The 23,334-nt window shown below is 49.8% G+C and carries 39 protein-coding genes and 2 pseudogenes; 16 read left to right on the forward strand and 25 right to left on the reverse strand.

Annotation, left to right across the window (positions count from 1 at the left end; all coding sequences use genetic code 11):
• From C1N59_RS22760 to C1N59_RS22790, 7 genes are read left to right on the forward strand one after another with little or no spacing between them, the layout of a single operon-like run.
• Nucleotides 1–1,119, forward strand: coding sequence for a phage late control D family protein (locus C1N59_RS22760; protein ID WP_394551487.1), 1,119 nt, complete (start codon nucleotides 1–3; stop codon nucleotides 1,117–1,119).
• Nucleotides 1,116–1,712, forward strand: a complete 597-nt coding sequence (locus C1N59_RS22765) for a phage baseplate assembly protein V (protein ID WP_394551489.1) — start codon at nucleotides 1,116–1,118, stop codon at nucleotides 1,710–1,712. The genes C1N59_RS22760 and C1N59_RS22765 overlap by 4 nt, the downstream gene beginning before the upstream one ends.
• Before the next feature lie 9 nt (nucleotides 1,713–1,721).
• A complete protein-coding gene (locus C1N59_RS22770; RefSeq protein WP_394551491.1) occupies nucleotides 1,722–2,087 on the forward strand; it encodes a phage tail protein in 366 nt (121 codons plus the stop codon).
• Nucleotides 2,088–2,089: 2 nt separating this feature from the next.
• Nucleotides 2,090–3,214 (forward strand): baseplate J/gp47 family protein, encoded by a 1,125-nt coding sequence (locus tag C1N59_RS22775; RefSeq protein ID WP_394551493.1) that lies wholly within the window; start codon nucleotides 2,090–2,092, stop codon nucleotides 3,212–3,214.
• 9 nt (nucleotides 3,215–3,223) lie between these two features.
• Nucleotides 3,224–3,898 (forward strand): hypothetical protein, encoded by a 675-nt coding sequence (locus C1N59_RS22780; RefSeq protein ID WP_394551495.1) that lies wholly within the window; start codon nucleotides 3,224–3,226, stop codon nucleotides 3,896–3,898.
• Between the two features lie 52 nt (nucleotides 3,899–3,950).
• Complete coding sequence (locus C1N59_RS22785; protein ID WP_394551497.1) at nucleotides 3,951–5,702, forward strand: phage tail protein; 1,752 nt, start codon at nucleotides 3,951–3,953, stop codon at nucleotides 5,700–5,702.
• Between the two features lie 18 nt (nucleotides 5,703–5,720).
• The gene (locus tag C1N59_RS22790; RefSeq protein ID WP_394551499.1) at nucleotides 5,721–6,137 is read left to right on the forward strand and encodes a hypothetical protein; all 417 of its coding nucleotides are present in this window, start codon (nucleotides 5,721–5,723) and stop codon (nucleotides 6,135–6,137) included.
• A 187-nt stretch (nucleotides 6,138–6,324) separates the two neighbouring features.
• Here the strand turns inward: C1N59_RS22790 and C1N59_RS22795 are convergent, their stop codons facing one another.
• On the reverse strand, nucleotides 6,325–7,317 hold the full coding sequence (locus C1N59_RS22795; protein WP_394551501.1) for a hypothetical protein: 993 nt from the start codon (nucleotides 7,315–7,317) through the stop codon (nucleotides 6,325–6,327).
• Between the two features lie 222 nt (nucleotides 7,318–7,539).
• On the opposite strand from C1N59_RS22795, the gene C1N59_RS22800 reads away from it, so the two are divergent.
• On the forward strand, nucleotides 7,540–7,779 hold the full coding sequence (locus tag C1N59_RS22800; protein WP_394551503.1) for a DNA polymerase V: 240 nt from the start codon (nucleotides 7,540–7,542) through the stop codon (nucleotides 7,777–7,779).
• Nucleotide 7,780: 1 nt separating this feature from the next.
• Nucleotides 7,781–8,104, forward strand: coding sequence for a S24/S26 family peptidase (locus C1N59_RS22805; RefSeq protein ID WP_394551505.1), 324 nt, complete (start codon nucleotides 7,781–7,783; stop codon nucleotides 8,102–8,104).
• Between the two features lie 201 nt (nucleotides 8,105–8,305).
• On the opposite strand, the gene C1N59_RS22810 is transcribed toward C1N59_RS22805, so the two are convergent.
• From C1N59_RS22810 to C1N59_RS22910, 21 genes and pseudogenes are all read right to left on the reverse strand, one after another.
• Nucleotides 8,306–9,454: a tyrosine-type recombinase/integrase gene (locus C1N59_RS22810; protein ID WP_394550999.1), complete on the reverse strand. Its 1,149-nt coding sequence runs from the start codon at nucleotides 9,452–9,454 to the stop codon at nucleotides 8,306–8,308.
• A gap of 134 nt (nucleotides 9,455–9,588) precedes the next feature.
• Nucleotides 9,589–9,681: pseudogene (locus C1N59_RS22815) on the reverse strand (helix-turn-helix domain-containing protein); the annotation flags it as partial.
• A 104-nt stretch (nucleotides 9,682–9,785) separates the two neighbouring features.
• A complete protein-coding gene (locus tag C1N59_RS22820) occupies nucleotides 9,786–9,950 on the reverse strand; it encodes a hypothetical protein (RefSeq protein WP_394550997.1) in 165 nt (54 codons plus the stop codon).
• Nucleotides 9,951–9,957: 7 nt separating this feature from the next.
• Complete coding sequence (locus tag C1N59_RS22825; RefSeq protein ID WP_394550995.1) at nucleotides 9,958–10,548, reverse strand: MT-A70 family methyltransferase; 591 nt, start codon at nucleotides 10,546–10,548, stop codon at nucleotides 9,958–9,960.
• Entirely contained in the window at nucleotides 10,541–11,029 is a 489-nt protein-coding gene (locus C1N59_RS22830; RefSeq protein ID WP_394550993.1) for a class I SAM-dependent methyltransferase, read from the reverse strand. Before C1N59_RS22830 ends, C1N59_RS22825 begins: the two co-directional genes overlap by 8 nt.
• A 45-nt stretch (nucleotides 11,030–11,074) precedes the next feature.
• Entirely contained in the window at nucleotides 11,075–11,608 is a 534-nt protein-coding gene (locus C1N59_RS22835) for a hypothetical protein (protein WP_394550991.1), read from the reverse strand.
• Nucleotides 11,609–11,879: 271 nt separating this feature from the next.
• Complete coding sequence (locus tag C1N59_RS22840; RefSeq protein WP_394550989.1) at nucleotides 11,880–12,140, reverse strand: hypothetical protein; 261 nt, start codon at nucleotides 12,138–12,140, stop codon at nucleotides 11,880–11,882.
• On the reverse strand, nucleotides 12,140–12,379 hold the full coding sequence (locus C1N59_RS22845) for a DNA polymerase III subunit theta (protein ID WP_394550987.1): 240 nt from the start codon (nucleotides 12,377–12,379) through the stop codon (nucleotides 12,140–12,142). The genes C1N59_RS22840 and C1N59_RS22845 overlap by 1 nt, the downstream gene beginning before the upstream one ends.
• 36 nt (nucleotides 12,380–12,415) lie before the next feature.
• On the reverse strand, nucleotides 12,416–12,634 hold the full coding sequence (locus tag C1N59_RS22850) for a hypothetical protein (protein ID WP_394550985.1): 219 nt from the start codon (nucleotides 12,632–12,634) through the stop codon (nucleotides 12,416–12,418).
• Nucleotides 12,627–12,983 carry a hypothetical protein gene (locus C1N59_RS22855; protein ID WP_394550983.1) on the reverse strand — a complete coding sequence of 119 codons (357 nt, stop codon included), beginning with the start codon at nucleotides 12,981–12,983 and terminating at the stop codon, nucleotides 12,627–12,629. The genes C1N59_RS22850 and C1N59_RS22855 overlap by 8 nt, the downstream gene beginning before the upstream one ends.
• A complete protein-coding gene (locus C1N59_RS22860) occupies nucleotides 12,973–13,179 on the reverse strand; it encodes a hypothetical protein (RefSeq protein ID WP_006117561.1) in 207 nt (68 codons plus the stop codon). The genes C1N59_RS22855 and C1N59_RS22860 overlap by 11 nt, the downstream gene beginning before the upstream one ends.
• A gap of 159 nt (nucleotides 13,180–13,338) precedes the next feature.
• A complete protein-coding gene (locus C1N59_RS22865; protein ID WP_394550980.1) occupies nucleotides 13,339–13,686 on the reverse strand; it encodes a hypothetical protein in 348 nt (115 codons plus the stop codon).
• A complete protein-coding gene (locus tag C1N59_RS22870) occupies nucleotides 13,677–13,895 on the reverse strand; it encodes a hypothetical protein (protein ID WP_394550978.1) in 219 nt (72 codons plus the stop codon). Before C1N59_RS22870 ends, C1N59_RS22865 begins: the two co-directional genes overlap by 10 nt.
• Before the next feature lie 14 nt (nucleotides 13,896–13,909).
• On the reverse strand, nucleotides 13,910–14,098 hold the full coding sequence (locus tag C1N59_RS22875; RefSeq protein ID WP_394551507.1) for a DUF1317 family protein: 189 nt from the start codon (nucleotides 14,096–14,098) through the stop codon (nucleotides 13,910–13,912).
• Entirely contained in the window at nucleotides 14,098–14,913 is an 816-nt protein-coding gene (gene recT, locus C1N59_RS22880; RefSeq protein ID WP_394550976.1) for a recombination protein RecT, read from the reverse strand. The genes C1N59_RS22875 and recT overlap by 1 nt, the downstream gene beginning before the upstream one ends.
• Nucleotides 14,906–15,724 (reverse strand): annotated as a pseudogene (locus tag C1N59_RS22885) (PD-(D/E)XK nuclease-like domain-containing protein); the annotation flags it as partial. The gene recT and the pseudogene C1N59_RS22885, both read right to left, overlap by 8 nt.
• Nucleotides 15,724–16,035 carry a hypothetical protein gene (locus C1N59_RS22890; RefSeq protein ID WP_394550974.1) on the reverse strand — a complete coding sequence of 104 codons (312 nt, stop codon included), beginning with the start codon at nucleotides 16,033–16,035 and terminating at the stop codon, nucleotides 15,724–15,726. The pseudogene C1N59_RS22885 and the gene C1N59_RS22890, both read right to left, overlap by 1 nt.
• A 112-nt stretch (nucleotides 16,036–16,147) precedes the next feature.
• Nucleotides 16,148–16,285: a protease FtsH-inhibitory lysogeny factor CIII gene (locus C1N59_RS22895; protein ID WP_151160884.1), complete on the reverse strand. Its 138-nt coding sequence runs from the start codon at nucleotides 16,283–16,285 to the stop codon at nucleotides 16,148–16,150.
• A 151-nt stretch (nucleotides 16,286–16,436) separates the two neighbouring features.
• Nucleotides 16,437–16,583, reverse strand: a complete 147-nt coding sequence (locus C1N59_RS22900) for a hypothetical protein (RefSeq protein ID WP_394550972.1) — start codon at nucleotides 16,581–16,583, stop codon at nucleotides 16,437–16,439.
• 19 nt (nucleotides 16,584–16,602) lie between these two features.
• A complete protein-coding gene (locus C1N59_RS22905) occupies nucleotides 16,603–16,869 on the reverse strand; it encodes a hypothetical protein (RefSeq protein WP_394550970.1) in 267 nt (88 codons plus the stop codon).
• A 154-nt stretch (nucleotides 16,870–17,023) separates the two neighbouring features.
• On the reverse strand, nucleotides 17,024–17,251 hold the full coding sequence (locus tag C1N59_RS22910) for a hypothetical protein (protein ID WP_394551509.1): 228 nt from the start codon (nucleotides 17,249–17,251) through the stop codon (nucleotides 17,024–17,026).
• A 641-nt stretch (nucleotides 17,252–17,892) separates the two neighbouring features.
• Between C1N59_RS22910 and C1N59_RS22915 the strand changes: the two genes are divergently transcribed.
• The gene (locus C1N59_RS22915) at nucleotides 17,893–18,090 is read left to right on the forward strand and encodes a hypothetical protein (RefSeq protein WP_394551511.1); all 198 of its coding nucleotides are present in this window, start codon (nucleotides 17,893–17,895) and stop codon (nucleotides 18,088–18,090) included.
• 31 nt (nucleotides 18,091–18,121) lie between these two features.
• Here the strand turns inward: C1N59_RS22915 and C1N59_RS22920 are convergent, their stop codons facing one another.
• The 3 genes from C1N59_RS22920 to C1N59_RS22930 all read right to left on the reverse strand — a co-directional run bounded on the left by C1N59_RS22920 (nucleotide 18,122) and on the right by C1N59_RS22930 (nucleotide 19,872).
• Nucleotides 18,122–18,508, reverse strand: coding sequence for a hypothetical protein (locus C1N59_RS22920; protein WP_394551513.1), 387 nt, complete (start codon nucleotides 18,506–18,508; stop codon nucleotides 18,122–18,124).
• Nucleotides 18,508–18,990: a Panacea domain-containing protein gene (locus tag C1N59_RS22925; protein WP_394551515.1), complete on the reverse strand. Its 483-nt coding sequence runs from the start codon at nucleotides 18,988–18,990 to the stop codon at nucleotides 18,508–18,510. Before C1N59_RS22925 ends, C1N59_RS22920 begins: the two co-directional genes overlap by 1 nt.
• A 219-nt stretch (nucleotides 18,991–19,209) precedes the next feature.
• Nucleotides 19,210–19,872 carry a LexA family protein gene (locus C1N59_RS22930; RefSeq protein ID WP_284181439.1) on the reverse strand — a complete coding sequence of 221 codons (663 nt, stop codon included), beginning with the start codon at nucleotides 19,870–19,872 and terminating at the stop codon, nucleotides 19,210–19,212.
• A gap of 104 nt (nucleotides 19,873–19,976) precedes the next feature.
• Here C1N59_RS22930 and C1N59_RS22935 point away from each other — a divergent pair, with 104 nt between their 5' ends.
• The 6 genes from C1N59_RS22935 to C1N59_RS22960 all read left to right on the forward strand — a co-directional run bounded on the left by C1N59_RS22935 (nucleotide 19,977) and on the right by C1N59_RS22960 (nucleotide 23,254).
• On the forward strand, nucleotides 19,977–20,186 hold the full coding sequence (locus tag C1N59_RS22935; protein WP_210453099.1) for a helix-turn-helix transcriptional regulator: 210 nt from the start codon (nucleotides 19,977–19,979) through the stop codon (nucleotides 20,184–20,186).
• Between the two features lie 114 nt (nucleotides 20,187–20,300).
• Complete coding sequence (locus tag C1N59_RS22940; protein ID WP_394551518.1) at nucleotides 20,301–20,579, forward strand: lambda phage CII family protein; 279 nt, start codon at nucleotides 20,301–20,303, stop codon at nucleotides 20,577–20,579.
• 34 nt (nucleotides 20,580–20,613) lie between these two features.
• A complete protein-coding gene (locus C1N59_RS22945; RefSeq protein WP_394551520.1) occupies nucleotides 20,614–20,757 on the forward strand; it encodes a hypothetical protein in 144 nt (47 codons plus the stop codon).
• A complete protein-coding gene (locus tag C1N59_RS22950) occupies nucleotides 20,754–21,569 on the forward strand; it encodes a replication protein (RefSeq protein WP_394551522.1) in 816 nt (271 codons plus the stop codon). The genes C1N59_RS22945 and C1N59_RS22950 overlap by 4 nt, the downstream gene beginning before the upstream one ends.
• Complete coding sequence (locus tag C1N59_RS22955) at nucleotides 21,566–22,957, forward strand: replicative DNA helicase (protein WP_394551524.1); 1,392 nt, start codon at nucleotides 21,566–21,568, stop codon at nucleotides 22,955–22,957. The genes C1N59_RS22950 and C1N59_RS22955 overlap by 4 nt, the downstream gene beginning before the upstream one ends.
• 51 nt (nucleotides 22,958–23,008) lie before the next feature.
• Nucleotides 23,009–23,254, forward strand: a complete 246-nt coding sequence (locus tag C1N59_RS22960; protein WP_394551526.1) for a hypothetical protein — start codon at nucleotides 23,009–23,011, stop codon at nucleotides 23,252–23,254.
• Nucleotides 23,255–23,334: the final 80 nt, after the last annotated feature.

Consider the following 23,334-nt stretch of genomic DNA (forward strand, 5'->3'; position numbering starts at 1 on the left):
ATGGACGTAAACAACCCGATTTTAACGCCGGGCTCAAGGTACGTCTCTGGACGCTGCTACCTGAATAAAACGCTGGTCGACTTCAAATCCTTCGAGGTCACCAGTAACGGGTTTCGCGGGGCCAGCACCTTTGACCTGGAACTGGCAGTTTCGGCGCTCCCTCAGTCAATGCAACTGGCATGGTGGGGCACGCAGACCACGATTACCGTTGAACTGTGGGCTGACATCACCACGGCGGCCGGCGTGGATTCGAAGATGCTCATCCGCGGTAATATCGACACATGGGACTTTGACCCGGCGCGCTTCATCATTACCTGCAACGGCAGGGACTTTACTGCCCTGTTTATTGATGCCAAAACAGCCGGCGAAAGCTTCAAAAACTATACCTCAAGCCAGATCGCAACCATTCTCGCCCAGCGGCAGGGGCTGAAAGCAGAAGTGACAGCAACCACTCAGCGATTTGGTGAGTTTTACCAGATTGACTCCGCCCACCTGACCGGCGAACAGACGGAATGGGACCTGCTGACGACACTGGCCGCTTTGGAAGGGTTCAATGTGTGGATTGAGGCTGACACGCTTTATTTTCACCCTGAAGCCGACCAGGGCAAAGCAGATAATTACGTCATCCGCTATATGCCGCCTGGCACGGTCACGCGTTATCCGCAGGCCAATGTGTCAGAAGACCTGCGATTCTCCCGCGCCCTGACCATTTCCAAAGGCGTCACGGTTGAGGTGATGAGCTGGAGCGCCAAAAGGAAGAATAAGCAGTTCATCGCTTACTACCCTAAGACGGCCAAGCGTACCAATCCCGGCGCGTCCACGCCGAAAACGCAGGTTTACCGCATCATCCGCAATGGCTTGTCACCGGAACAGGCTCAGGCCATGGCAGAAAAGGTTTACCGCGATATCGTCCTGCATGAGCTCAAGTTCAGTTGTTCGACATTTGGTGACAACGTTCTGGTGCCGCGCACGCTTGTTCGCATTGAAGGCACTCAGTCGATGTTCGATCAGCTTTACTGGTGTGACTCCATCACCCGGCGCATAAGCTGGGATGAAGGCTACAGCATGCGTATATCAGGCAAAAACCATTCACCTGCACTGGAGATCAGCACGCAATGATGCACATGTTGAATCAGATAGCCATGCGCTCCCAGATGGCTGCAGGTGGCTTCTCTGGCACCCGGCAGGGCGTAATCACCGCTTACGACCCGGTCGAATATGCAATTAAGGTAGCGCTGCAGCCAACCGGTGAAGAAACCGGATGGATACCGCTCGGAACTCCGTGGGCTGGCAATGGATGGGGGCTGGCGGCTGGGCCGATGATTGATGCCGAAGTACAGATTGACTTCGACTCAGGTCAGATTGGCGTTCAGATGGCCGGTAATCAGTTTTACAACAATGTTGACCGCTGCCCGGGCCCACCATCGGGTGAATTCTGGATAGTTCACCAGTCCGGCTCGTTGCTCAAATTTCTCAACACCGGGGAAGTTCTTGTCTCATCAAGCCTAAAACTGACTTACACCGCACCACAGCATCATTTTACTGACGGCGACGTCCTGATTGACCAAAACCTGATCGTGATCGGAAATATCAGCGATCTGAATGGTGCGCACGGTAACGTTCAGGCTATCCGAACCACATACAACGGTCACACCCACCACGAAAACGGTCAGGGCAGCAACACTAACCTGCCAAATCAGCAACTCCCATAAGGCGATAGCATGTACGACCTTTTTCACTATGTCGGCACGGACCTTTCCGTATCGCCGAGCGGTGACCTTTTGTCTGTGACAGGCACAGAGCGCCGCAAGCAAAAGATTTTACGCCGCCTGATAACCAACCCAGGCGAACTGGTCTTTCACCCCGAGTACGGTGCTGGCCTGGGTAAAAAAGTAGGCGAAAACGTCAACATCAACGAGTGGAAGGCGCTTATCCTGGGGCAGATGAAGCTTGAGGACTGCGTAGCCCGATCACCAGAACCAACAGTAGCCCTGAACCTGATTGATAACGGCGTGGATGTCTACGTCAAATACACGGACGCCGTCAGCGGAACGGCAGAGTTTCTCAATTTCGACATTACGAGGTAGCCGTGAATCTCAATATCAAGTCATTTACAACTCTGGTCACTGACCAGGTGACGGCTATCCAGGCTAAATCTGCACTTCTGGTTGACCTGACGATTGGCAGCCTGCTAAGGGCGATTGTGGAGTCAAACAGCGGCGTCATTCTCTGGCTGCAGCAGCTTATAGTGAATCTTCTGGTTATCACGCGGGCGGCTACGTGTTCAGGCAGCGATCTGGACACATGGTTTGCGGATTTTGGCTTTACCCGAGAACCGGCAACCTATGCAATGGGGCCCGTCACCTTTGCAAGATTTACGGCCACCAATGCCGCCTTGATTTCTATTGGCTCTCAAGTCGCAACAAATGACGGAACGCAGACATATAACGTCATTCTTGATACCGGAAACGCGAATTATAGCGCCACCCAGGGTGGTTATGTTGTGTCTGCTGGAGTGGCGTCGGTGATTGTTCCGGTACAGGCCGTTACGGCTGGTGCGGCAGGTAACGCGTCGGCGGGTACTGTGACCACTGTAGTCGGATCCATCCCCGGAATCGATACGGTAAACAATGCCAACGCTTTCGCCAACGGTGCAGATGCTGAGTCTGACGACGCAGCCCGCGCCCGTTTCCGTCTGTGGATTGCCTCACTTTCCAAAGCCACGTTGTCGGCAATTGAATACGCGATCGCTAGTGTTCAGCAGGGCGTTTCATACAAGGTAGTGGAAAACCAGAACTATGCCGGCACAACGCAGTACGGATATTTTTACGCGGTTGTTGATGATGGTAGTGGTGCACCACCCAGCGCATTTTTGTCTTCAGTCTACACGGCGATTGATGCTGTGCGTGGTGCAACGATTACCTTTAACGTTTTTGGCCCCACGGTTGTCACTGCGAATATCGCAATGACAATCACAACCGACCCATCGGTTACGCACAGCGATATTGTTGCCTTGGTGAATACAGCGATTACTAATTACATAGCTACGCTGACGCTGGGGCAGTCTTTGCCTCTGACAAAACTTTCTGCTGTCGCCTATGACGCAAGCACATATGTCACTAACGTGACAAACATAACCATCAACGGATCATCCTCTGACCTTGCTGCAACCGTAAAACAGGTTATTCGCGCTGGCACAGTGGTTGTTAGTTAAGGGGGAATCATGGCTACAGGTGATCAGCCTGATTTTATCAGGCGATTAAAGACGCTTTTGCCTGCTAGGTGGTTCAACGACTCAAACCCAGTTCTCGACGCATTAGTAAGTGGAATGGCGCAAGGCCTTTCCTGGGTTTACTCACTCTATCTCTATGCAGCCTTGCAAAGCCGGATATTAACAGCAACCGGCGGGTGGTTGGACCTTGTTGCCTACGATTTTTTTGGTGACAGAATTAAGCGCGGGGCGGGGCAGTCTGACAGTGATTTTCTTAATCTGATTAAGGTAAATCTTTTCAGGGAGAGGGGGACAAGGAAGGCCATCATTCAGGTTCTTGAAGATCTGACGGGTGCCACTCCGGTCATATTTGAGCCAACCAGGCCACAGGACACCGGGGCATATGGTGGGCCGACTATAGGATATGGCGTAGCGGGCGGATATGGATCAATGCTTATGCCCTATCAGGCATTTGTTACAGCCTACAGGCCTGTCGGGGTGGGTGTTCCATACGTGGCTGGATACAGAAGCACCCCGTCGGGTTACAGCATTGCATCCAGAGGTGAGTACGTTCCAGCAGCCAATCTGGCAAGCCTGACAGACGACCAGATATACGCGGCCATAGCTTCAGTAAAAATGGAAGGCACCGTCATCTGGGTGAGAATTCTTCCATATACAGCGCAGTAATAACCCCTTTCATCAACAAACCCTGAATGCAGGGTTTTTATCGAGAACATCCATGGATCGCCAAATTGTGTATGCGGGTGCAATCCCGCTTGAAACAGACCTGCTCAATACAAACAAATACACCATGATAGGCCTGGCAAAGCTGGCGTCAGCTATCATGGGGTCGTCCACATACGTCAGAGGGCTGTCCTGCACGCCCTCCAGCCCCGCATCCATGATAGTCAATGTATCCGCAGGTGAGATTTACAGCCTGCAGAACGTTGATGGTACCGCATACTCGTCTCTTGCTGCCGATACGACTCACTCTGTCCTGAAGCAGGGTATTGTGATGGACTCGACGGCGTTTACGCTCACAGCTCCCGGCACATCAGGTTACAGCATCAACTACCTTATCCAGGCAACGTATAACGATACTGACAGTGGGGCGACAGTTCTTCCTTACTACAACGCCAGCAACCCGTCCGTAGCGTGGAGTGGGCCAAATAACTCCGGCACAGCGCAGAACACCGTGCGATCAGGTGTATGTATACTGTCTTTAAAAGCGGGCGTGGCTGCCACCACAGGAACGCAGGTCACACCAACGCCAGATACAGGATTTACAGGTCTGTATGTGGTCACTGTAGCGCAGGGCGCAACCACTGTAACAGCCTCCAATATTTCGATTTACGCTAATGCTCCATTTATACCTTCGACCGGTATCGTTGATGGCATTCAGAAAAACACCCTTCGTATCGCAACCGACAGTGGCACAGCAAACACATACGTTCTCAGTGTGAACCCCGGTATTTCAACGTTAACGTATGGAATGGAATTAATCTTCCGCGCCACAAACGCAAATACCGGTGCGGCGACAATCAATCTAAGCGGTCTCGGTGCATTTCCTGTGCTGAACCAGTTTGGCGCGACGCTGACATCCGGAGAGATCGGGGCGGGCAGCCTTTGCCGTGTTATGTGGTCATCAAGTGCGTCATCATGGATGCTGATGGAGTCTACTGGTGGCGTCCCAACCGTGCCTACAGCGGCAGCTAACATTAGCAACACGCAGGCCGCCTCAACCGGCTTTGTTCATTCTGCTGTCACCGGCATAACCGGTGACGCCCGCAATCTGCGCATGGCAATAACCACTGCATCTGCCACTGCAACTCTTACTGCAGATGAAGTCATTGTGGCTACATCTCAGGGCGGTCAGCAGTACCGAGTTTCCGGGGTAAGTGCCACAATTAACGTTGGCACTACGGGTGCCGGTGGAATGGACACGGGCACAGTGCCTACACCTGGGTTTGTGGGAATATATTTGATTTACAATCCCACGACGCAAGCTACAGCGTTGCTGGCAGTTAATGCTACGTCAGCAGCAGCGACAAATGTCTATAGTGGCGCAAACATGCCTGCAGGATATACCGCCAGCGCACTTGTCAGTGTGTGGCGAACATATTCTGGCGTTCTGGCTGTTGGCGATCAGATGGGGCGGGACATTGCTACAGCAGACCTGCAGTTTTTTTCGTCTACCACTCAGGTCCCGACCCTTACAGCGCTGGATATTTCAGGATTTATCCCCAAAAACGCCAAGAAAATGGAAGGGTATGGAATAATCAATGGTACAACTGTGGCGTCAAATAACAGCTTCAGTGTGTCCAGTCGCTCTGTTTCAATCGGAAGCCACGGAGCAGGTGCAAACAACTCAGGTCTCCTTATTTCATTCAGTAATTTGATTATCGCAGAAACTCAAAGGATATATTACTCAATCACATCTTCTTCAACTATTTCAGGGTCTTCCATATACACAACAGGTTATTCATTCTGATAATAATAAGGAATAAAAATGCGGGTGATAGGCGTTATACTGTCTGAACAAGGCAGGCTTGTTACGGTTTTCGGTTTCACGCAGCCCAATGGAAGTTCAATAAGCGGTTATGTTGAGCTAAATATTGGAGATGATGTTAAATACAGCCTAGGCGATTACTATAATCAGGGCGACGGTAAGTTTTATCAGGATTCTTCCTTCAGGTTGATATCAGGAACGCAAACCAACTCTCAGTTATATCAGAATGAACTCTCTGCATTGAGTGTCAGTTATCAGGATGGAGTGGCGTCACTAGCCACTGCTTACAACACTGCCGCACTGACAGATGGTGCCACTCAGGCGTCGAAACAGGCAGCTCTACAGACTCAGTACACAAGTCTTAAGTCTGCTTTCGTCGCCGCTGTGGCTGCGCTTAAAACGAAGTATGGGGTTTGATATGGTTGATAATAATGATTCATCGCGGCAGTCATCTTCACCTCTCCCAAAATACTGCCCCATCTGTGGGGCAGTAATGGAACAAAAGACAGAGACAGTAGATGGAATACCCTTTCAGGTATGGTACTGCTCTGACTGTGGTTTTGAAACGCCAGTAGGCAATTAAAAATATCGCCATGGAAGGCGGTTAATTAAAATACCTTCTCTTGATCGCCCGGTATTTCATTCTGCCAAATTTGAAGAAATATTTAACAGGATGCTTTTTTACTCTTTCTTTCACGAAAGGGTGATAGCGATCAATGACGTCAAGAATCATCAAATCAATCACGTTCACAATCGGTGCATCTCCGGTTCTGACTATTTCATAGGGCCAGTCATCGATGTATTTAACCTTCAGGCTATTAATCCTGCACAGGTGGTAGTAAAGCAAAGTCTCTGGCGTTAATGGTACCTTGTCAGTAACATACCCTTTAAGGCTGGTATAAATATCAGCCATGTGGCTCGCACTTTCCCGCGCGAACACCAGTACCTGATCGTTAAAGCCCACGCCAGTAGGCACCATCGTGCCTTTTTGTACGTTCCGGTAAGCTTGTGCCTGAGAAAGTCCATAATTTCTGTTGCCGGTATGAGGGCAGAATCCTTCTCCTGATGGTATGTAAACCATCCCATCCCTGATTTTCCTCAAGTCCATAGCGGCGTAAAATGTCAGATCTGGCCTGGTTATCACGACGCGGTCATACCTGAAGCCCATTTCATTTTCGTAACCCTGCATCAGCTCTACGACCTTCTGCATGTTATAGAACATACTGAAAAAACGGGCTGGATTAAGGCTGAAAAGCCACTGATTACGGTCAATAAATGAAGATTCGGCATTGAAGTCGTTAAACGTTTTTGTATGAAGCTGATAACGCTTCAGTAAATTACCGTAATAGGATTTTAACTTTTCCTCAATCCCGCCCGATGTTTCGAGTGCGTCATTTTTAGGGTTAATTTTCAGAAAGCCGGTTCCATCCAATATGCCTTTGTGAATGCTCGTAGGGCTGTCTGTTGAGTCCGGACCAAAATAAAAAACATCTGCATTATTTGGTTTCACAACGTTATCAATCAGTGATTTATGGGTTATATCTGCGGTGCGTAAAAAACCGTAGAGCAGAACGGCTGTCCTGAGCTCTTTTTCCATGTAAATCTCCAGTGTAATCAGGTGCTACTAATGGATTCACTATAGCAAAGGCATAGTGCGTAATTAAGATAAATTGATCATAAAAATATAGGTAATATTTCCACTGCTTAACTATCCCCGAAGTTATCAATATATGGTGAGATGATTTCTGTAAATTCACTTGATCGATATCACCGATCGATAATACTGTTTATGCATACAGTATTTATCGGAGCTATCGCTATGCCACGTAACGGCGACATCAAGGTTTCTTTTCATGAGGCTATGCGGCGCAGCGCTAAGTCCGGCGTAACGGTATCCACGTCTGACTTCGTTGCGGAGCTTGCAAAGCGAAACTGGGAGATGAGCCATAAGCAGGCCAACGAGTGGATAGCGCAGAACGTGATGACGTTTCGCGATCAGTCGCCGGAAGAGGGCGAGAACAAGCTCTGGCAGCGTTTCTACCACTACGGGGAGTACTGATATGGGTTTTCCTTCACCGGCGGCAGACTTCGTTGAGAGCCGCATAGATTTGAACAGGCTGATGATTCACCGGCCATCGTCGACCATCCGCATTGAAACGCCGAGAGGGTTCGCGCTGGTAGACAGTTCCATCACTCCGGTTCCGGGTAACAAAGTCGCCTGGCAGGTTGATGGCTATCCGATGATTGGGAAGTACTTCAGAACGGGAATTGTCACCGAAGAGGGAGAGACGATTGACGGTGAGTCACTTGAAGGTGTGGTTATGCTCGGCGTGGTGACGCATGAAATCCTGTCGGTGTATGAGGCTGACTGGATGCCGGTTTGAGTGGGACAGATTTGAGACAAGCAAGGGTTTAAGGCCTTTTTAAACCTTTGCTGTCTTTTCGCATCATGGGACGTGTGAGCGCGGCATAATGCGGTAAGTAACTGTGTTAAATAGGGATTCTAGGAACTTCTAAGCCGTAGGTCACAGGTTCGAATCCTGTAGGGCGCGCCACTATCTTTCAATGAGTTACCTCCTTTCTCATCAAGCCAGTTTTTCAATGTGGGACAGATTTGGGACACGACTGCCAAAAATCGCGTCAATTTGCCTCGCATGTTCCGTTAAGTGGTTAGGTGCCAGGTGAGCATAACGCTGTACCATTTCGATGCTTTCCCAGCCGCCCATTTCCTGCAATGCCGACAGCGGCACTCCGGCCTGAATTAACCAACTCGCCCAGGTGTGCCTCAGGTCATGAAAGCGGAAATCCTCAATGCCTGCCCTTTTCAGTGCGGCGCGCCACGCGGTATTTGAGTCGACACGCATCTTCCTGACACTTGCCGTAGAGGTCCCGTCATTTCGCTTCACCGATTCGGTGTGAACAAACACCCATACGTTGTGCCGGCCGATTTGCCTTCTCAGTACCGACTCAGCCATATCATTCAGCGCTACGCCAATAGCCCTGCCTGATTTGCTGTCCTCCGGGTAAATCCACGCCACTTTGCGCTGCAGGTCAATCTGTTGCCATTTCAGGTCAACGATATTGGAACGTCGCAATCCTGTTGCCAAAGCAAACTCTACGGTAGACTTGAGTGGTTCCGGGCATTCGTTTATCAGACGCTGTGCTTCAGCGGGTTCGAGCCACCGCACCCGCTTGTTTCTTTCCTGAGGCACCTTAATGACCGGTGACTTCTCGATCCATTTCCATTCACGCTCAGCGGCCCGCATAAGCGCTTTCATTAATGCCAGGTGCTTAGCCTTCGTCGATGTTGATACGGCTTCAGGCTTATATGTGCCGGCATCGATTCCTTTCTTAGCCATGGATATGGCGCGCTGATCAAACCGTTCCTTAGCCTTCCTGTTGGTCATCCTGCTGACTGCGGCGTAAATCTTTGCCTCAGTGATATCCTTCAGCAAAACCCCTTCAAAATGCATGAGCCAGAATCCAATCCGGCCCTTGTCAGCATCAAGAGATTTCTTGTGCGCCTTTTCTTCCAGCCAGCGCAGGCATGCCTCTTCAAACGTTACGTCCGGGAAATCCCCGAGTCGTTCTATTCGCCAGAGTTCAGCCTTTCTCCGATCGTGCAACTCCTGTGCCTGCTTTCGGTCCTCTGTGCCAAGAGATTCTTTAATGCGCTTCCCGCCTGGCGTCGTGTAACTCCCGTACCAGACGGAACCTCTGCGGAAGATCGACATGATGTTTTCTCCTCATATGCATCTGCCGCGCTCACGGTGACAGTGTGCATTGGATTATTGAGAGCGGCAATACATGCCTGGCGGGTTAAGAGATAGGGTGACTTAGGTTTGCTTGGGTCCTTGCGCGTTGCCATCAGGCGGCCGGTGCGTATCCACTGCTGGCACGTAGGCCGGGATATGCCGAGGAACGCGCACGCCTCATCCATAGAAAGGGCGTAACTTTCCATATCTACTCCTCAGGTGGCTTGCTGCGTTTGAATGCGTAAATGAGAGCGATGAGAAGGGCGAGAGTGAGAATGTCGCCCGGTTCGGCGGTTATGGTGATGTTCATTCACGCATACCATTTAGATACTTTCTTCCACTCCTCCACTACTTCTGGATAGCCAAGCGCGATGAGAAATTCACACAGCGTATCATCAGCCTCGCCGTGTGCATTTTCAGTATCCCAATCCCCCTGGCACTCAATAAGCTTCTTGATTGCATCATCTTTTGTCATGATCGCCTCACGCTGCTGATCGTTTGTTTATTGGATAAAACTCACCGCCCACTAATCTGACGCTGGTATCCAGCTCATTGCCCCACGAATCCCAACCCTGATCGGCGGTGCGTGCGAACAACTCAATGCGCGGCACTTCACCGATGAGCTTCACCAGGCTGTCACGGATAATCTGAGGCTTAGCGCTGTGCTCCATGCGTGGTGCGCTGATGTGCTGGCATATGGATGCATCCATGCGTTTCGGCAGTCGTCCCTTCACCGCAAACAGACAATCCTCGCTGTTTGCCCGCGTCATGTGGCCCATTCCGATTGCACTGTTCCCTTTGAGCTTGTTCGTCTTGTGCCAGGTGAATCCCTTCATTGTCATGAGCCGGAAACCCCACGCCTCGACAACCTTTAACGCCTCCAGCGGCTGAGTCGGCACCCACCACATGGCAAGCAGGCATGAGTCAGGATCGGCAAGTGACCACACGGGTAACCGGCAGATATCCTGCAGCGTCATAACCGGGTATTTGTGGCAGGCACCGCGGTTGCCATCATTGGCCTTGTCGCGGTATGACCATGGCGGATCGGCGTAAATAAGCCGGTATTTACCCATGTCGCTCTCCTGACTTGAGAAAGATAACCCAGTGGGTTTTATCGCCCTTGCCAGTGCGCTGCCAGATAGTGGGCTTCTGGTCAGTGAGAGCTATCACCTTGCTTACTGGTATCTGAGTTTCATTCCATTTGAAAATCAGCGTGCCGTGCGGGCGAAGGACTCGAAACGCCTCTCGGAATCCAGCGGCAATGTCTTGTGGCCACGTTGATTTATCCAGCGCGCCATACTTCTTTTTCATCCATGCGTTATCGCCAACCTTTTCAAGATGAGGTGGGTCAAACACAACCTGGGCGAAAGTGTTGTCAGGAAATGGAAGCGCCCGAAAGTCGGCGATGATGTCAGGGCTAATCTGTAGAGTGCGACCATCACACAAAACATGCTGCTCGGCGCGACGGTCTGTAAAAACAGCGCGCTCATCCTGCTTATCCATCCAGAACATGCGCGATCCGCAGCACATATCCAATATGCTTACTTCAGACATAACAACTCCTCACGCAGAGCGAGATAAAGGTTAATGGTGTGGGGGTTACTTCAGAGTGACGTGGGGGATTTTTCCAGCGGCTATAGAGTCGTACACTTGCTCAATCGCGTGAATCACAGCAGTGTTATTGTAGTTCGTGGCGAAATTCCTCATTGCAGCAATAGCCTCCTCACGCTTGCGCTCCGCTTCCTTGCGTATTGGACGGAACCTGAAAGCGCTTGGAGTTGATGCGTATTCTTTACCGCTATCCAGCATCTGATAAACGATAATCGAGCCTGAAGCATAGTTTATCTTGCATCGTGACCACCCGCGTGGAACCTCTCGCTCACACTCACACCCAACCGGCGGCAACCATTGGACATCCCATTCAGGCTGCTTTGATGCGGCAAGGGCGGCTTCGTATTCCTCGTATGAAACGCATCCTATACCGCTGAAATTTAATCCACCCATAATAAATGGCGCTCGGCCTTTAGAATGGAAAATTACAGTGCCATTAATACCATTAGAGGCTACAGTGTAACCACCCGGCCAGCCGCCGAGGTTCGGCAATTCCTTCACTAATAGATCAATCAGCTTCATGCCACTCTCCTTTGTTTATTGGCGCGCTCAATGCGCTCGTAATCTTCCCTACATTCGCTGCAGCAGAAGAATCCGGTCGATACCTTCTCTTCGCAGTAATGGCAGGTGCCTGTGAATTGCATGTGTGGCTTACATCGGTTGGCTAATGCAAGTTGCAGGTTGAATGCTTCAAGCTCTGCTGCTTCATCAATTGGGTCAGAACACATAGTGGCTACTCCTGAATTTAGGCAATAAAAAACCCCGCCGTGGCGAGGTATCTTTATTTTGGTTTCTATTTGCGCATTTCGACGGGTTTGGTCTCATGCTTGATGATAGCTTTATGAATTACCTCATCGTCAGGTCTGGTGTAGTATGCAATTAGGTACACGAACCTTTCCCCGGAACTGGAAGCGGGCGATAAAAACTCACCCGCCGTGTAAGATTCTTGCTTACCTGAATCAGTATTTGTCAGCAGAATATGGGTAGTCGCATATCCCTCTCCCTGCCAAACTTCAGTGCTTCCGTCATTCCTGAATACAACAAATTCGGCCATCACTTTTCCTCCTTCTGATAAACCGGGTCAGTACCACGCGGAAACTGTAGCGCCGCGTTCCTGTAATGCTGCAGACGCTCCCTGAAGTATTCCCTGTATTCCTCCGGCTGCTGCATCTCCACTTCCATGGGAATAACCGGCATATTCATACGCTCCTTGTACGCAACGCCAGACGCGGCTAAATCCACGTTAACCTTATCGCGTTCTTCTTTGCTTCTTGCTGCTATGTTGTGTGACATGCGATGCCCTCCTGAATGGAGTATATCGCGGATGAGTCAGGAGGGAATGGTTGGTTTTGCGAAGAGGGGTTCGGGGTCGCCGACGTATATTTCTGCCTCTTCAAGCGTGTGGCAAAGTATACCTTTCACCTCATACGCATGTGGCTCACTAAACGCCTGCCGATAAGCCAAGAGCTCTTTTGCCATTGCTGATGCATCGCCACAGTAAACATGATCATCTTCAGCAATGAGCCGCAAATCCTCATCACTAATCATCCTGACCTCCCGGCGCTGCTGGGTAGCCCAAACCTTTATCAGTGAACTCAATGCGCACTTTTGTCGGATCAGCGCATTTTGGTTCGTCACCATTGCGGAATACAACAAAGCTCATTCCGTGCAGTTCCGCCATTCGCTCAGCTTCTTTCTGCCAATCGCTTACAGGCTGTGCGGTGGCGTTAAGGCGCTCAAGAGCAAAGCGCATAACCTTAAGCTGCATTTCGTCATCTTCATCTAGGCCAAAAGGAAGCTCATCGCAGATATTTTCCAATTCGGAAATCTGCGGCTTTAGCCACTCAATAAGCGCCTGCACATCACCATCAACTGGATTGGGGGAATTAGTTGTCATGGTTGGTGACCTCGAAAGAGTGATTTTGTATCGCCTCAATCAATTCATCTGCATCAACAGTGAAAACCTTCAGCGTTTCGCACCCGCCTATTTTTGCGCCTGATATTCTGTATCCGCCGCTATTGTCACAAATGCACAGCGACAGGCTGCCGTTAATGTTATGGCATACCTCAACACGAACTTGTTTATTGCTCATTTGCGCCTCCGCTTCTGCGCTGCACGTTTTTGCTGAGCGGCATAACCGCGCTTGTTATTAACCGGATATGAATTACCGGCGATACCGAAAACCAACTGGTTCTGTAATTTCGCGGCTGCCAATATGCTCATCGCAGACCACATTGCCATTTTTCGCATATCAACCCGCCTTATCCGCAGTGCCTTGGGTGCCGGAGCGGATTAAATCCGAAAGCTCCTGAATTGTCTGATGGTCGACTAAATCTCTGTCAGGCATCTGAGTGATGTTATATTTCTGATAGACATGAGCCGCTTCACTGCATAGCTCAATTGCTTTTGCAGAAATCGCATCCAGCTTCTGCTGCAACTCGGCTATCTCGTTGTGCATGTCTGTAATTAGGGATTCAAGTTCGCGCCCGGGCCTACTTTTAGTGCAATGCTCAGCCCATTCTCTTTCTTTAAGAAGGGTCAGGATTGCCTTAACATCAGCTACCAGATCATCCTGCTCTTTAAGTTTTGCTACTGACATTTTTGTTCTCCTGAATCCGCTACAGACACCACGACCAGCTCATCGTTATCGAATGACTCTGGCTTATCGTTGATGTAACAAAGCACCTTATTGGCAAGGTGCCTGACGTTGGTAACCATGGCTAACTGCTCATCGGCTAATACGATGAACATGAAGCTGTTGAGGCGATATGCCGGTATGCGGCATTGCCTGCGGTGAAGTGTTTGCATGGGAGTGTGTCCGGTTAGGCGACTGTTAAGCTAAGCGCCGCCACCAGGAGCTTTAGCTTTCTATCCTGCCGCTCGGCTGCTAATTGAGCCTTAATGGGATTGGTTGTCAGCGTGTTATCAGGTAGCAACCATGCTTTGCGCTGCCAGAAAAAAGGGAGCGTAACGCTCCCGACTTTCATTGGACTGTAAGGGTTCTGCATCATCACTCCTCACTGGAGCCATCCAGTACGCTGTATTCAGCACTGAGCACTGAGGCGTTGTCCTGATCGACGTCGCTCTCAGCCTTCTCATCAAGGATGACGGCCTTCTGCATTTCGATGCTCACTGGCAGGTATTTGAACATTCGGCGGATGACGGTTTTCTTCGCCATCTCTTCCCAGTGCGTAACCCAGGGTCCGTTTGATGACGCTTTGCTTTGTGCCTTGACCTTTTCAACCTGCTTAACGGTCATGACCTCAAACTGAGTTCCGCCGTCTTTGAGTCGTGCCACGGCATAAACATGGGTAATAGGGGCGTCTTCATTTTCGCCCGGGCGGTGAATCAGGTTTTCATCAAGTCCGTACTCAAAGCTAAACTCATCATCAGCGCGAACTACGCGGGCGGATAGGCTGACGATTTGACCGGACCGGCGGGCGAGGTCAATCATGCCGCGATAGCCAATAATCAGTTGAACGTTAGACTGACCTGATTTTGAACGTCCATTGCCGAACGGCAGAAGATACGCATGACCAAGCGCGCTGCCAGGCTCCAGGCCAAGCTGAGAGCACTGTACGACCGCCCCGATAAAGCTGCTCTGGTCACATGTTGCCAGTGCCGGTGTTTTGCGAATCTCAGTGGTGACAATGCGAATCATGCGATCTGCAGTCATGTGGCGGGGCAGCGCCGCGGCAAGCTGGCTTTTCATTGCAGGCTGATTCATGAAGCCAACCAGCGTCTGCTCTGGCGTTTTATTGGCTACCTGCTTGCCTGTATTGGCCTTCTGCAGGTCAGCGCTGGCGATTGGTGGCTGGTTAGACATTTCGGATTTCCTTAGCCCAGTACGGGAGTGAAAGAGTTGCGATGCCCGGCCATTCATTCCTTGCCTGGCATTCTGCATAAGTGGTTAGGTTGCGCTTGTATTCGGCACGGCCAGCATCTTTAGCCTGCTGATCCATAATAAAGACCTGAACTGGATAGCGTCCGCAGTCGATGGATGAGCTGACTACCAGAAACGCGAAGGTAGGAACCTCGCAGAACTGAGCTTCATATCCATCTGAATAAAAAGCGTCCTGAACGTGATAGCGGTATGAGTAGAAGTCCTTTTGAAACTTGCCGATGTCGGCTGTGCTTTTTACGTCCACGCACCAGTTAAACTCGGTGATCAATTTGTCAGGACGACAGCGGGATAAAACCTGTGTGTCACGGTCATTCCAGTAAATGCTTGCCTCTGCTTTTCCTTCAGTTTCAAGCATCCACCGGGCCACAGGATGAGCAAAGGCGCTGTCACGCATTAACCGCAATTTACGGTTGTCGTCGTGCGTGATGGGTGTGATGCCTTGCTGTTCACACATTTCCAGAAAGTCCTGCTCTTTTTGCTTCCCTGCGTTGGTGCGCCGGTTAACTTCGGGGCCAATCATGAATCGCTTGCTGAATTCATCAGGTTCAAGCAGGAGGCAATGCAGGGCCGTGCCTAAATCCAGTGCCGCGGTTTTCTCATCATCAACAGGTGCTGATTTGCGCCACTGGAATATTGCCGGGCTGACAGCGATATCATCCAGCTGTGATTTGCTGATTCCCGGTCCGGCGTGATATTCCTCGTTGCTGATGTCGTAATAAACGCCGGGCTGCATTACGCCACCTCATCAAAACTGTGTTTACTGGTCCAGATTGCAATAGCCCGCTCACGCCGGGCCACCTTCACCATCATGTCGCGCAGGAACGCCTCAGCCTCAATGTGCTGATCGTCGTCGTCATCAAACATCTCAATGGCGGGGTAGTCGTAAAATCGCGTCATGAACTGGCAGGCGGGAGCAATCAGTGGGTTAATCTTGTGACGTTCCATGTTGTCATCGACTTCCTTACCGATGCGCTCCAGCTCATCATCAGGAAGGTTGTCTGCAATCTCCTGAATCTCACGCTTTGCTTTGATGTTGAATCTCATTTGAAAGCCCTCCGCAACAGCTGCATTGCCATAGCCCACTTAACCTTGTCGCCGTATAGCTGAGCCTCCCTGGAAAGCTCCTGAGCGCGTCTGAAGAAGTTGGTTTTCATGGTTATGGCCTGCCTGGTTGATTTAAGGTGTCAACGAACCAGCGTCCAATGCGGCGAAGCTGTTCGGTTAAGCGTGAAAGTTGAGATGTGTTATTACAGGAGCCACCCACAGGGAAGGCTCCCACTAATGCGTATTGCATATGGGTAACTCCGTTGAATTGATGATTTAACAGGGAAAAAGAAAGGGGCCATTGCGGCCCCTGGTTGGTACTTCTTTCTTACTGTCTGAGCCCCTCTAAAGGCGTTGGTGCGTAGCACCTCAAAGCCGTCTAAGCAGACAGCTTTACGGTGTCACTCTTCGCCAGCAAGCGCTTTAAGGGTTGCCAGTGTTTCCTCGAAATCTACTGAGCACTCCTCACAGCACTCATCGAATATCATCAGGTCTTCCCTGATGCATTCCAGAATCGCCGCGCACTGCTGAACTGATAATTCAGGCATCCTCTCTCTCCTGTAGTGGTTACTGGCCCAATGCTTTAGCAATGGCAGCGCGAATCTCTTCAATGCGGTCATCGTTAATAGCGGCGCGATTTGCCATGACATCGAACAGGACTGCCTGAAGCGCCTCAAGAAGCTCAGGTGCTGCGGCGATTAGGCGTGCGTTTGCTAACTGTGCCAATGACTCATCAACAAGAGCCACAAAATAATTGCCAGCATTTATGCTAACTTTTCCGTTTTCTACGCCGCCGCGATACCACGGTCCCGGCGTGCCTTTAAACTCACTCATACAACCCCCTAAACAAACGCATAAACACACACTCCCATAACCGCAAAGACTGCCCAGCCTAGCCAAAAGTTCTCAGTGGATATCATGGGAGTGCTCCAGTAAAAAAAGCTGCGGGTTAGGCAGCCTGTCCAACTATCCGGAAATTCCGGATAGTTCACTTAATCTCGTCTCGTAAATATTCGAGCTTAGACAGCGCAGCAAGGTAACCGCGTTCCCACTGAATGGGTAAACCTCCCAACTTTGTTTTGCGAAGCTCGTCACGCACCATCAATATGGCCTCATTAATGATTTCAACCTTGCCTTCTTTGATGGCTTGGTTGCGTGGCTTCTTGCGCTGCTTAGGCAGGTTTCGCAAACATGCTGGCATATATCCTGATGCCATCTCTCACCTCGCTGTCACAATGTCTTTAGATTTCCGATACCCTGCTGCGTATTTCGCAACCTCTGGCAAACAAGCTGACCCACTCTCATGCTTACTACGCATAGAAGGGGAGTTGATTGCGCGGGATACTGTCAGGCTGCATCCGGTGCTCGCTACGGCGATTTTGCGTGCCAGGCGTGCGTCTGATTCCATTTGCTCACGCTTAGCTGCTCTGCGTGCTCTGTAGCGCGCCTTGGCGTTATCCTTTGCCAGATAAGTGATGACTACTGTCATAAGTACCTCCGGTAATTGGCTTGGGTGGTGTGGCCGGGATTGAACCGGCGACGCGATTCCATGGCTGGGCCTACGAATCCGCTCTACCTGCTGAGCTACACACCCCAAAGCCAACTGCACTTTGGTTTCCTCCTGTAAGAGAGGAACATTCCCATCAATGTTAAAGAGCGCCGACATCCTGTCGTTTGTTGCTGTGCTTCGTGCTGATGGGTTAAATATACAAAACGTATTCACCATGTGCAATACAATATGTATACTAATTTCAGTGAGTATACGTAATGTCATGAAAAATAATGTGATTTATTTTTTATGAGGTTGGTTTTGAAGTGATAGATTGGTGTTGGTTGGGGTTATTTCCGGATAAGAAAATGAACATCGACGAAGAACGCCTACACATGGTCGTCTACGCCATAGGCCGTGTGGTGATAGAAATCAGAGCGGAAGGTAAATCAGTGAGTGATGCTGAGATTATCGAAAGGCTGGAGCACTACAGGAATCTGGAGACTAACACGATAGGGAAGGGTGTTTACCGGGATGCTGCTATGTTAGTGAGGACGGGAAAGTGACATGCATAAAAAACCCGGCGCGGCGGCCGGGTTAATCCTTCTCTTTCGAGGGTTTATTCGAGGGGAAAAGACCTCTTATAACGCCGAGAAAGGCAGCAAAAACATTAAGAGTTACAGCTGAAGTTATAGCTATTAAAACATTCTCAGAAAACAGTTCTTTGTCAAACCTAAACTTCACACAGGCGTAAATACCCAACAGCCAGCACCATCCGTAAAGTGACTTTCTCGCTACCTTGTAGGCTTTATCACCATACTTGTCCCGCAATGCACGGTCAGCTTTCCGGTCCTCAACGTCTTCCTTGATTAAGGATGGGTGTCTGCTTTGAGTTCCTGCCCTGGCGGCATCCACATCAGACTTGTCCTCAGGTATAGCACCTTCAGAAACGTTTAAAGATATGTCATCAATGGATTGCGACATTATTTAATGCAACGCTTAAGGGTATCATTATCAATGACAGCGCTTGTGTCGCTAGTTTGCGACCATGCGGTTCCATCCATGTGAGTCAAGGCAGAGAGCTGTGTAGCTCTCAGGCTACCATACACGCTTATTATCTTATCAATGAGCTGGTTAGTCCTAAAATCCGTTGCAGGAACCATGGGTGTCACGAACTGTATGTTTAAATTTTCTGGGTTCCATCCATTACCATCAATAGTACTTATAAGGTGGTTGATGGAGTTAGCCCCATAGCTTTTCATCTCATGATAAAGAGAGGGGATGACCGGACCATATTGCCACTTGGCAAAGAAGTCGTCGAAGAGCGGTTCATCATAAATTTTAAGATGCCATGATTGAGCATAGAACATCAGTTTTTGTAACTTCATTGGGGACAGGTCAGGAATCATTCCGTTCTGTGCCCTGCTAATGAAGGCGTTAGCAACAGCAACGGTTGGATATGCCATCTGAGCCTCCTTATGATGTAAAATTTGGACGTAAAGCGTCATCTCCGAAAGCAAAAGCAATAAGAGTGACCTGTATAAATGAACAGTGGTTATAATAACCCCAAGTCCAACATACTGTCCATCCTAAATGTATTATCGGACATAGTCACCAAATTGGTGACAAATTTGGATCTTGGAAGGTTTACTCTTTACCCAAACGCCTCTTCCGTCCACTGAGCCTTAAAGCAACCGTAACTTTGTCTCAATAGCCACACCAATTATTCTACAGTTGCCATCAATAGGGATGAGTGGCCATTGTGGATTCAGACCCTTAAGGTACTTCTGAGAACCATCAATGATCAGCTTCTTAAACGTGGCTTCATTGTCATCTACTAGCTTAGCAATAACCAAGTTTCCATTAGCTGCTTCGCGTCCAGTGTCGAAGAGAACATAGGTGCCTTCTGGTATGCTCAAGCCCATTGGAGATGTCATTGAATCACCTTCAACTTCTAACCAGAATGATGCACCCTGAGTATGCGCGTCAGACTCCAGCCAAAGATCGACATCCTTCAATGCATAAGGCTCCGTTGCCTCTGCCCAGGCTCCCGCCTGAACCTTACTTATCACCGGATACTTCCTCCCTGGTGTGTAGTGCTCCTTGAAACTCACATTAGGCATTGAACCGTGTGAAGGAGAAATCGTTCCATCTTCGTTAACCAGAAACTCCTTCATACCAAGATATCTAAGTATCTTTGCGATGTCCTCGATTCCCGGCTCTCTTCTTGCATTGAGCCAATGGCTAACTGCACCTTTAGTTATGCCAAGGTGTTCCGCTAGCTTTTCCTGGTTAATGCCCAAATCCTTCATTCGGGATTTGGCAAGGTCGTACCATTTCATATTCATTCCCTGATCATACAATTCGTAGTCTTTTTATCGAGACACAATACGTATATTTTCTTGCGCCTTTCAGATACAAAATGTATACTTCGATTTTAAAGGAGGACCCTATGAATAACTTACGCAACATCCGTAAGCAGCTGGGCCTGACGCAGGGAGAGTTAGCTCTCGAGCTTGGTTTAACCAAAGGTGCAATTGGTCATTATGAAAATGGCCGTCGCAGCCTAAACGTAACTCAGTGTCGTGAACTGTTGGCCGTATTCAACAAACACGGTGCGTCAGTGGGAATTGATGACTTATTCCCACCCACAGCAGCTTAAGCAACACCGCTCTTTAAAACTCTGAAACCGCTCCCGCCTGACAGTGGGGCAAAACCCAAGTGACTTGCTCACCGCAATTTCACGTAACTACTTAATACCAAGGAATATTACGAAATGGAAAACGCAAAGAAACGCAACGAGGCGCTGAAAATTCAAAGCGCGTTGCTTAACAAGATCGCCTTGCTCGGCACCGAGAAAACAGCCGCCGCAGTTGGTGTGGATAAGGCACAGATAAGCCGCTGGAAACGCGACTGGCTGCCGAAGTTCGCAATGTTACTTGCAGTGCTTGAATGGGGAATCGTTGATGACGAGATGGCTCATTTAGCCCGGCAGGTGGCGATGATACTGACCAAAGAAAAAGGCCCCAAGAACGGCGAATTCTTCGAGGCCTGATGCGAAATGACTGGATCAATTCACAGGAGTAATTATGCCAAAGAAACACGTTGTGTACCAGGCGGATTTACACAAAAACATTACCCGATCCCGATATTTGCGCTCATGTAACCCGATTCTGGCTGAGAAGCTGAGAGAGATACTGGAAGAGCACAAGGAGAAGGAGAAGGGCAAATGAATGTTGTACGTAACCTATCAGATTATCGCCCTTCTACTGAGGGTATGGAGCGTCGCGTGGCTCAACTGGAAGATGGTTTTACCCGTCTTGCCAATGCGCTGTATGACGAGCTTATCGGTGCTGATTTAACCAAGAATCAGAGCAAGGTAGCACATGCCATCTGCCGTAAAACATATGGCTTTGGCAAGAAGATGGACCGCATTGCCGACAGCCAGCTTGCAGAGCTGACAAGACTTCCCCGCCAGAAAGTTAACAAGGCCAAGAATGAGCTTATCGAGATGAAAGTCATCATCCGAGAGGGTAACAAGATTGGCCCAAACAAAGAAGTCTCGGAGTGGTGTGTGACAGGGTGTCACTACTCTGGTGATAATGTCACTGCATTGGTGACAAAAAGTGTCACCAAAACGGTGACAGGGTTGTCACCAAAACAGAGTCACACAAAAGAAACTATTCAAAAGAAAAAAGAAAACACCCCCTTACCCCCTACGGGTGTAAGCGCCGACCGTGTTAAACCTGCAAAGCGAAAACCAGTTCACATCAACTACGAAGCCTGCATGCAGAGCTACAACGAACTTGCTGGTGAACGACTTCCTCATGCAGTCGAACTCAGCGAAGAGCGTAAGCGCAAACTCAAAACCATCGTCACCTCCCTGGCTACGCCAAACGAAGATGGCTTCCGTGCTTACGTCAGCGCCTTCATGCAGCAGGCACGTCCGTTCCACTTCGGTGATAACGACCGTGAATGGGTCGCGACATTCGACTTCTTGCTTCAACGCAAAACGCTCACCAAAGTTCGCGAGGGAACGCTATGACAAACACAGACATTGAAGCCAGCGTGATTGGTGGTCTTCTGATTGGCGGTTATACGCCGGATGCAGGGGATGTGATCGCCACCCTGGATGAATCAGCATTCAGCACAACCCTTTACCGTGAAACCTTCCGCGAGATTAAGCGCCAAGCTAAGCAACGTGGACTGATTGACGGTCTGATGGTTGCCGAAGCAATGGGTGAAGGCAATTTCGGTCATATCATGCAGACCATGCGCCAGACGCCCAGCGCCGCAAACCTGAAAGGGTATGCTCGCGTCGTCAGTGAATACTCAATGGTGCGCCGGTTCAGCGAGCTGCTATCCAAGGGTCAGGACGCAATCAACACTTCGGGTAATCATGAGATTGCCATGAACCACATCAGCGAATTCATGGCATCGCTTAGTGAGATTGATCGACCAAGCGATCAGGTCAGGCCGATGCACATTCGCGATGTTCTGGATGGCTATAACGACCTTCTGGAGAAGCGACTTAGGCAGGGTGATGACTCCGATACGCTCAAGACAGGAATTCCAGAACTGGACCAGATTACCGGAGGAATTAACAACGTCGACCTGGTTATTGTGGCCGCCCGACCCGGAATGGGAAAAACGGAGTTCGCGCTTACCGTGGCTGAGGGAGTGGCAAAACAACCATGCCCTGGAAGCGATAAGAAGCGTGGCGTGATGATTTTCAGCATGGAAATGGACAGCAATCAGATCGTCGAGCGTCAGATTGCCGGTGCCGGAAACCTGCCTGTATCAGCACTGCGAAACCCTTCAAAAATGGACGATGAGTGCTGGGCCAAAGTAACTATGGGCCTCGGCACGCTGATGGAGCTTGATGTGTGGATTGTCGATGCCAGCAAAATGACCGTCGAACAAATCCGCGCCATTGCAGAACGCCATAAGCGCACCTACCCGTCACTGTCTCTCATTCTGGTTGATTATCTCGGTCTGATTGACAAGCCCAAGGCAGATCGCAACGACCTTGCCATTGCTCACATCTCAGGAAGTCTCAAGCGCATGGCAAAGGATTTAAAAACCCCCGTCATGTCACTCAGCCAGCTTTCCCGAGACGTTGAGAAGCGCCCTAAGGGACAACGCAGACCGACAAACGCAGACCTGCGCGATTCAGGAAGTATTGAGCAGGACGCAGACAGCATCATCATGCTTTACCGAGAAGCTGTTTACGATGAGGAATCACCTGCGGCTAAGTATGCAGAAATCATCGTCACTAAAAACCGATTCGGACAACTGGGAACGGTATTCCAGGAGTTCAGAAACGGACATTTCAAGCCAACCGATCAGCAAGAAGCAGAGAAAATTTGCAGGCCTAAACATCATCAGGAAAGTCCTGCGCCACGTAAATACCAACGGGGGGCGTCCGTATGATGAACTCACGCCAGCAGCCGGTTAAACCAAAGAGAGGGGGAGGGTTTTAGGATGAAAGCTCATTACATGCGAGATGACCACCTTTTCGTGGCATTGCCATTGGACACTGAAGAAGCCCTGGACGTCATTTACAAAGAGTTTTGCAACGGTTATGGGGCGGGTCTTTTATGCACCAAACACCCAGCAATCAGCGAATATGTAAGCGCTAAAAATGATTGGGAGCTATTCAGGCATCCAGCAAAAGCATGGCTGGATAATTTCGCCAAAGTTATTTTGGAGGACTCATGCGCCAACTAACCGCCAGTGAAGCAAGCAACGATGAGATGGAGCGGCAGAGGTTTGAAGTTAGCTATTCAAATCTGATGGGAACTCCAACT

The sequence above is a fragment of the Pantoea sp. SGAir0183 genome (assembly GCF_043545505.1).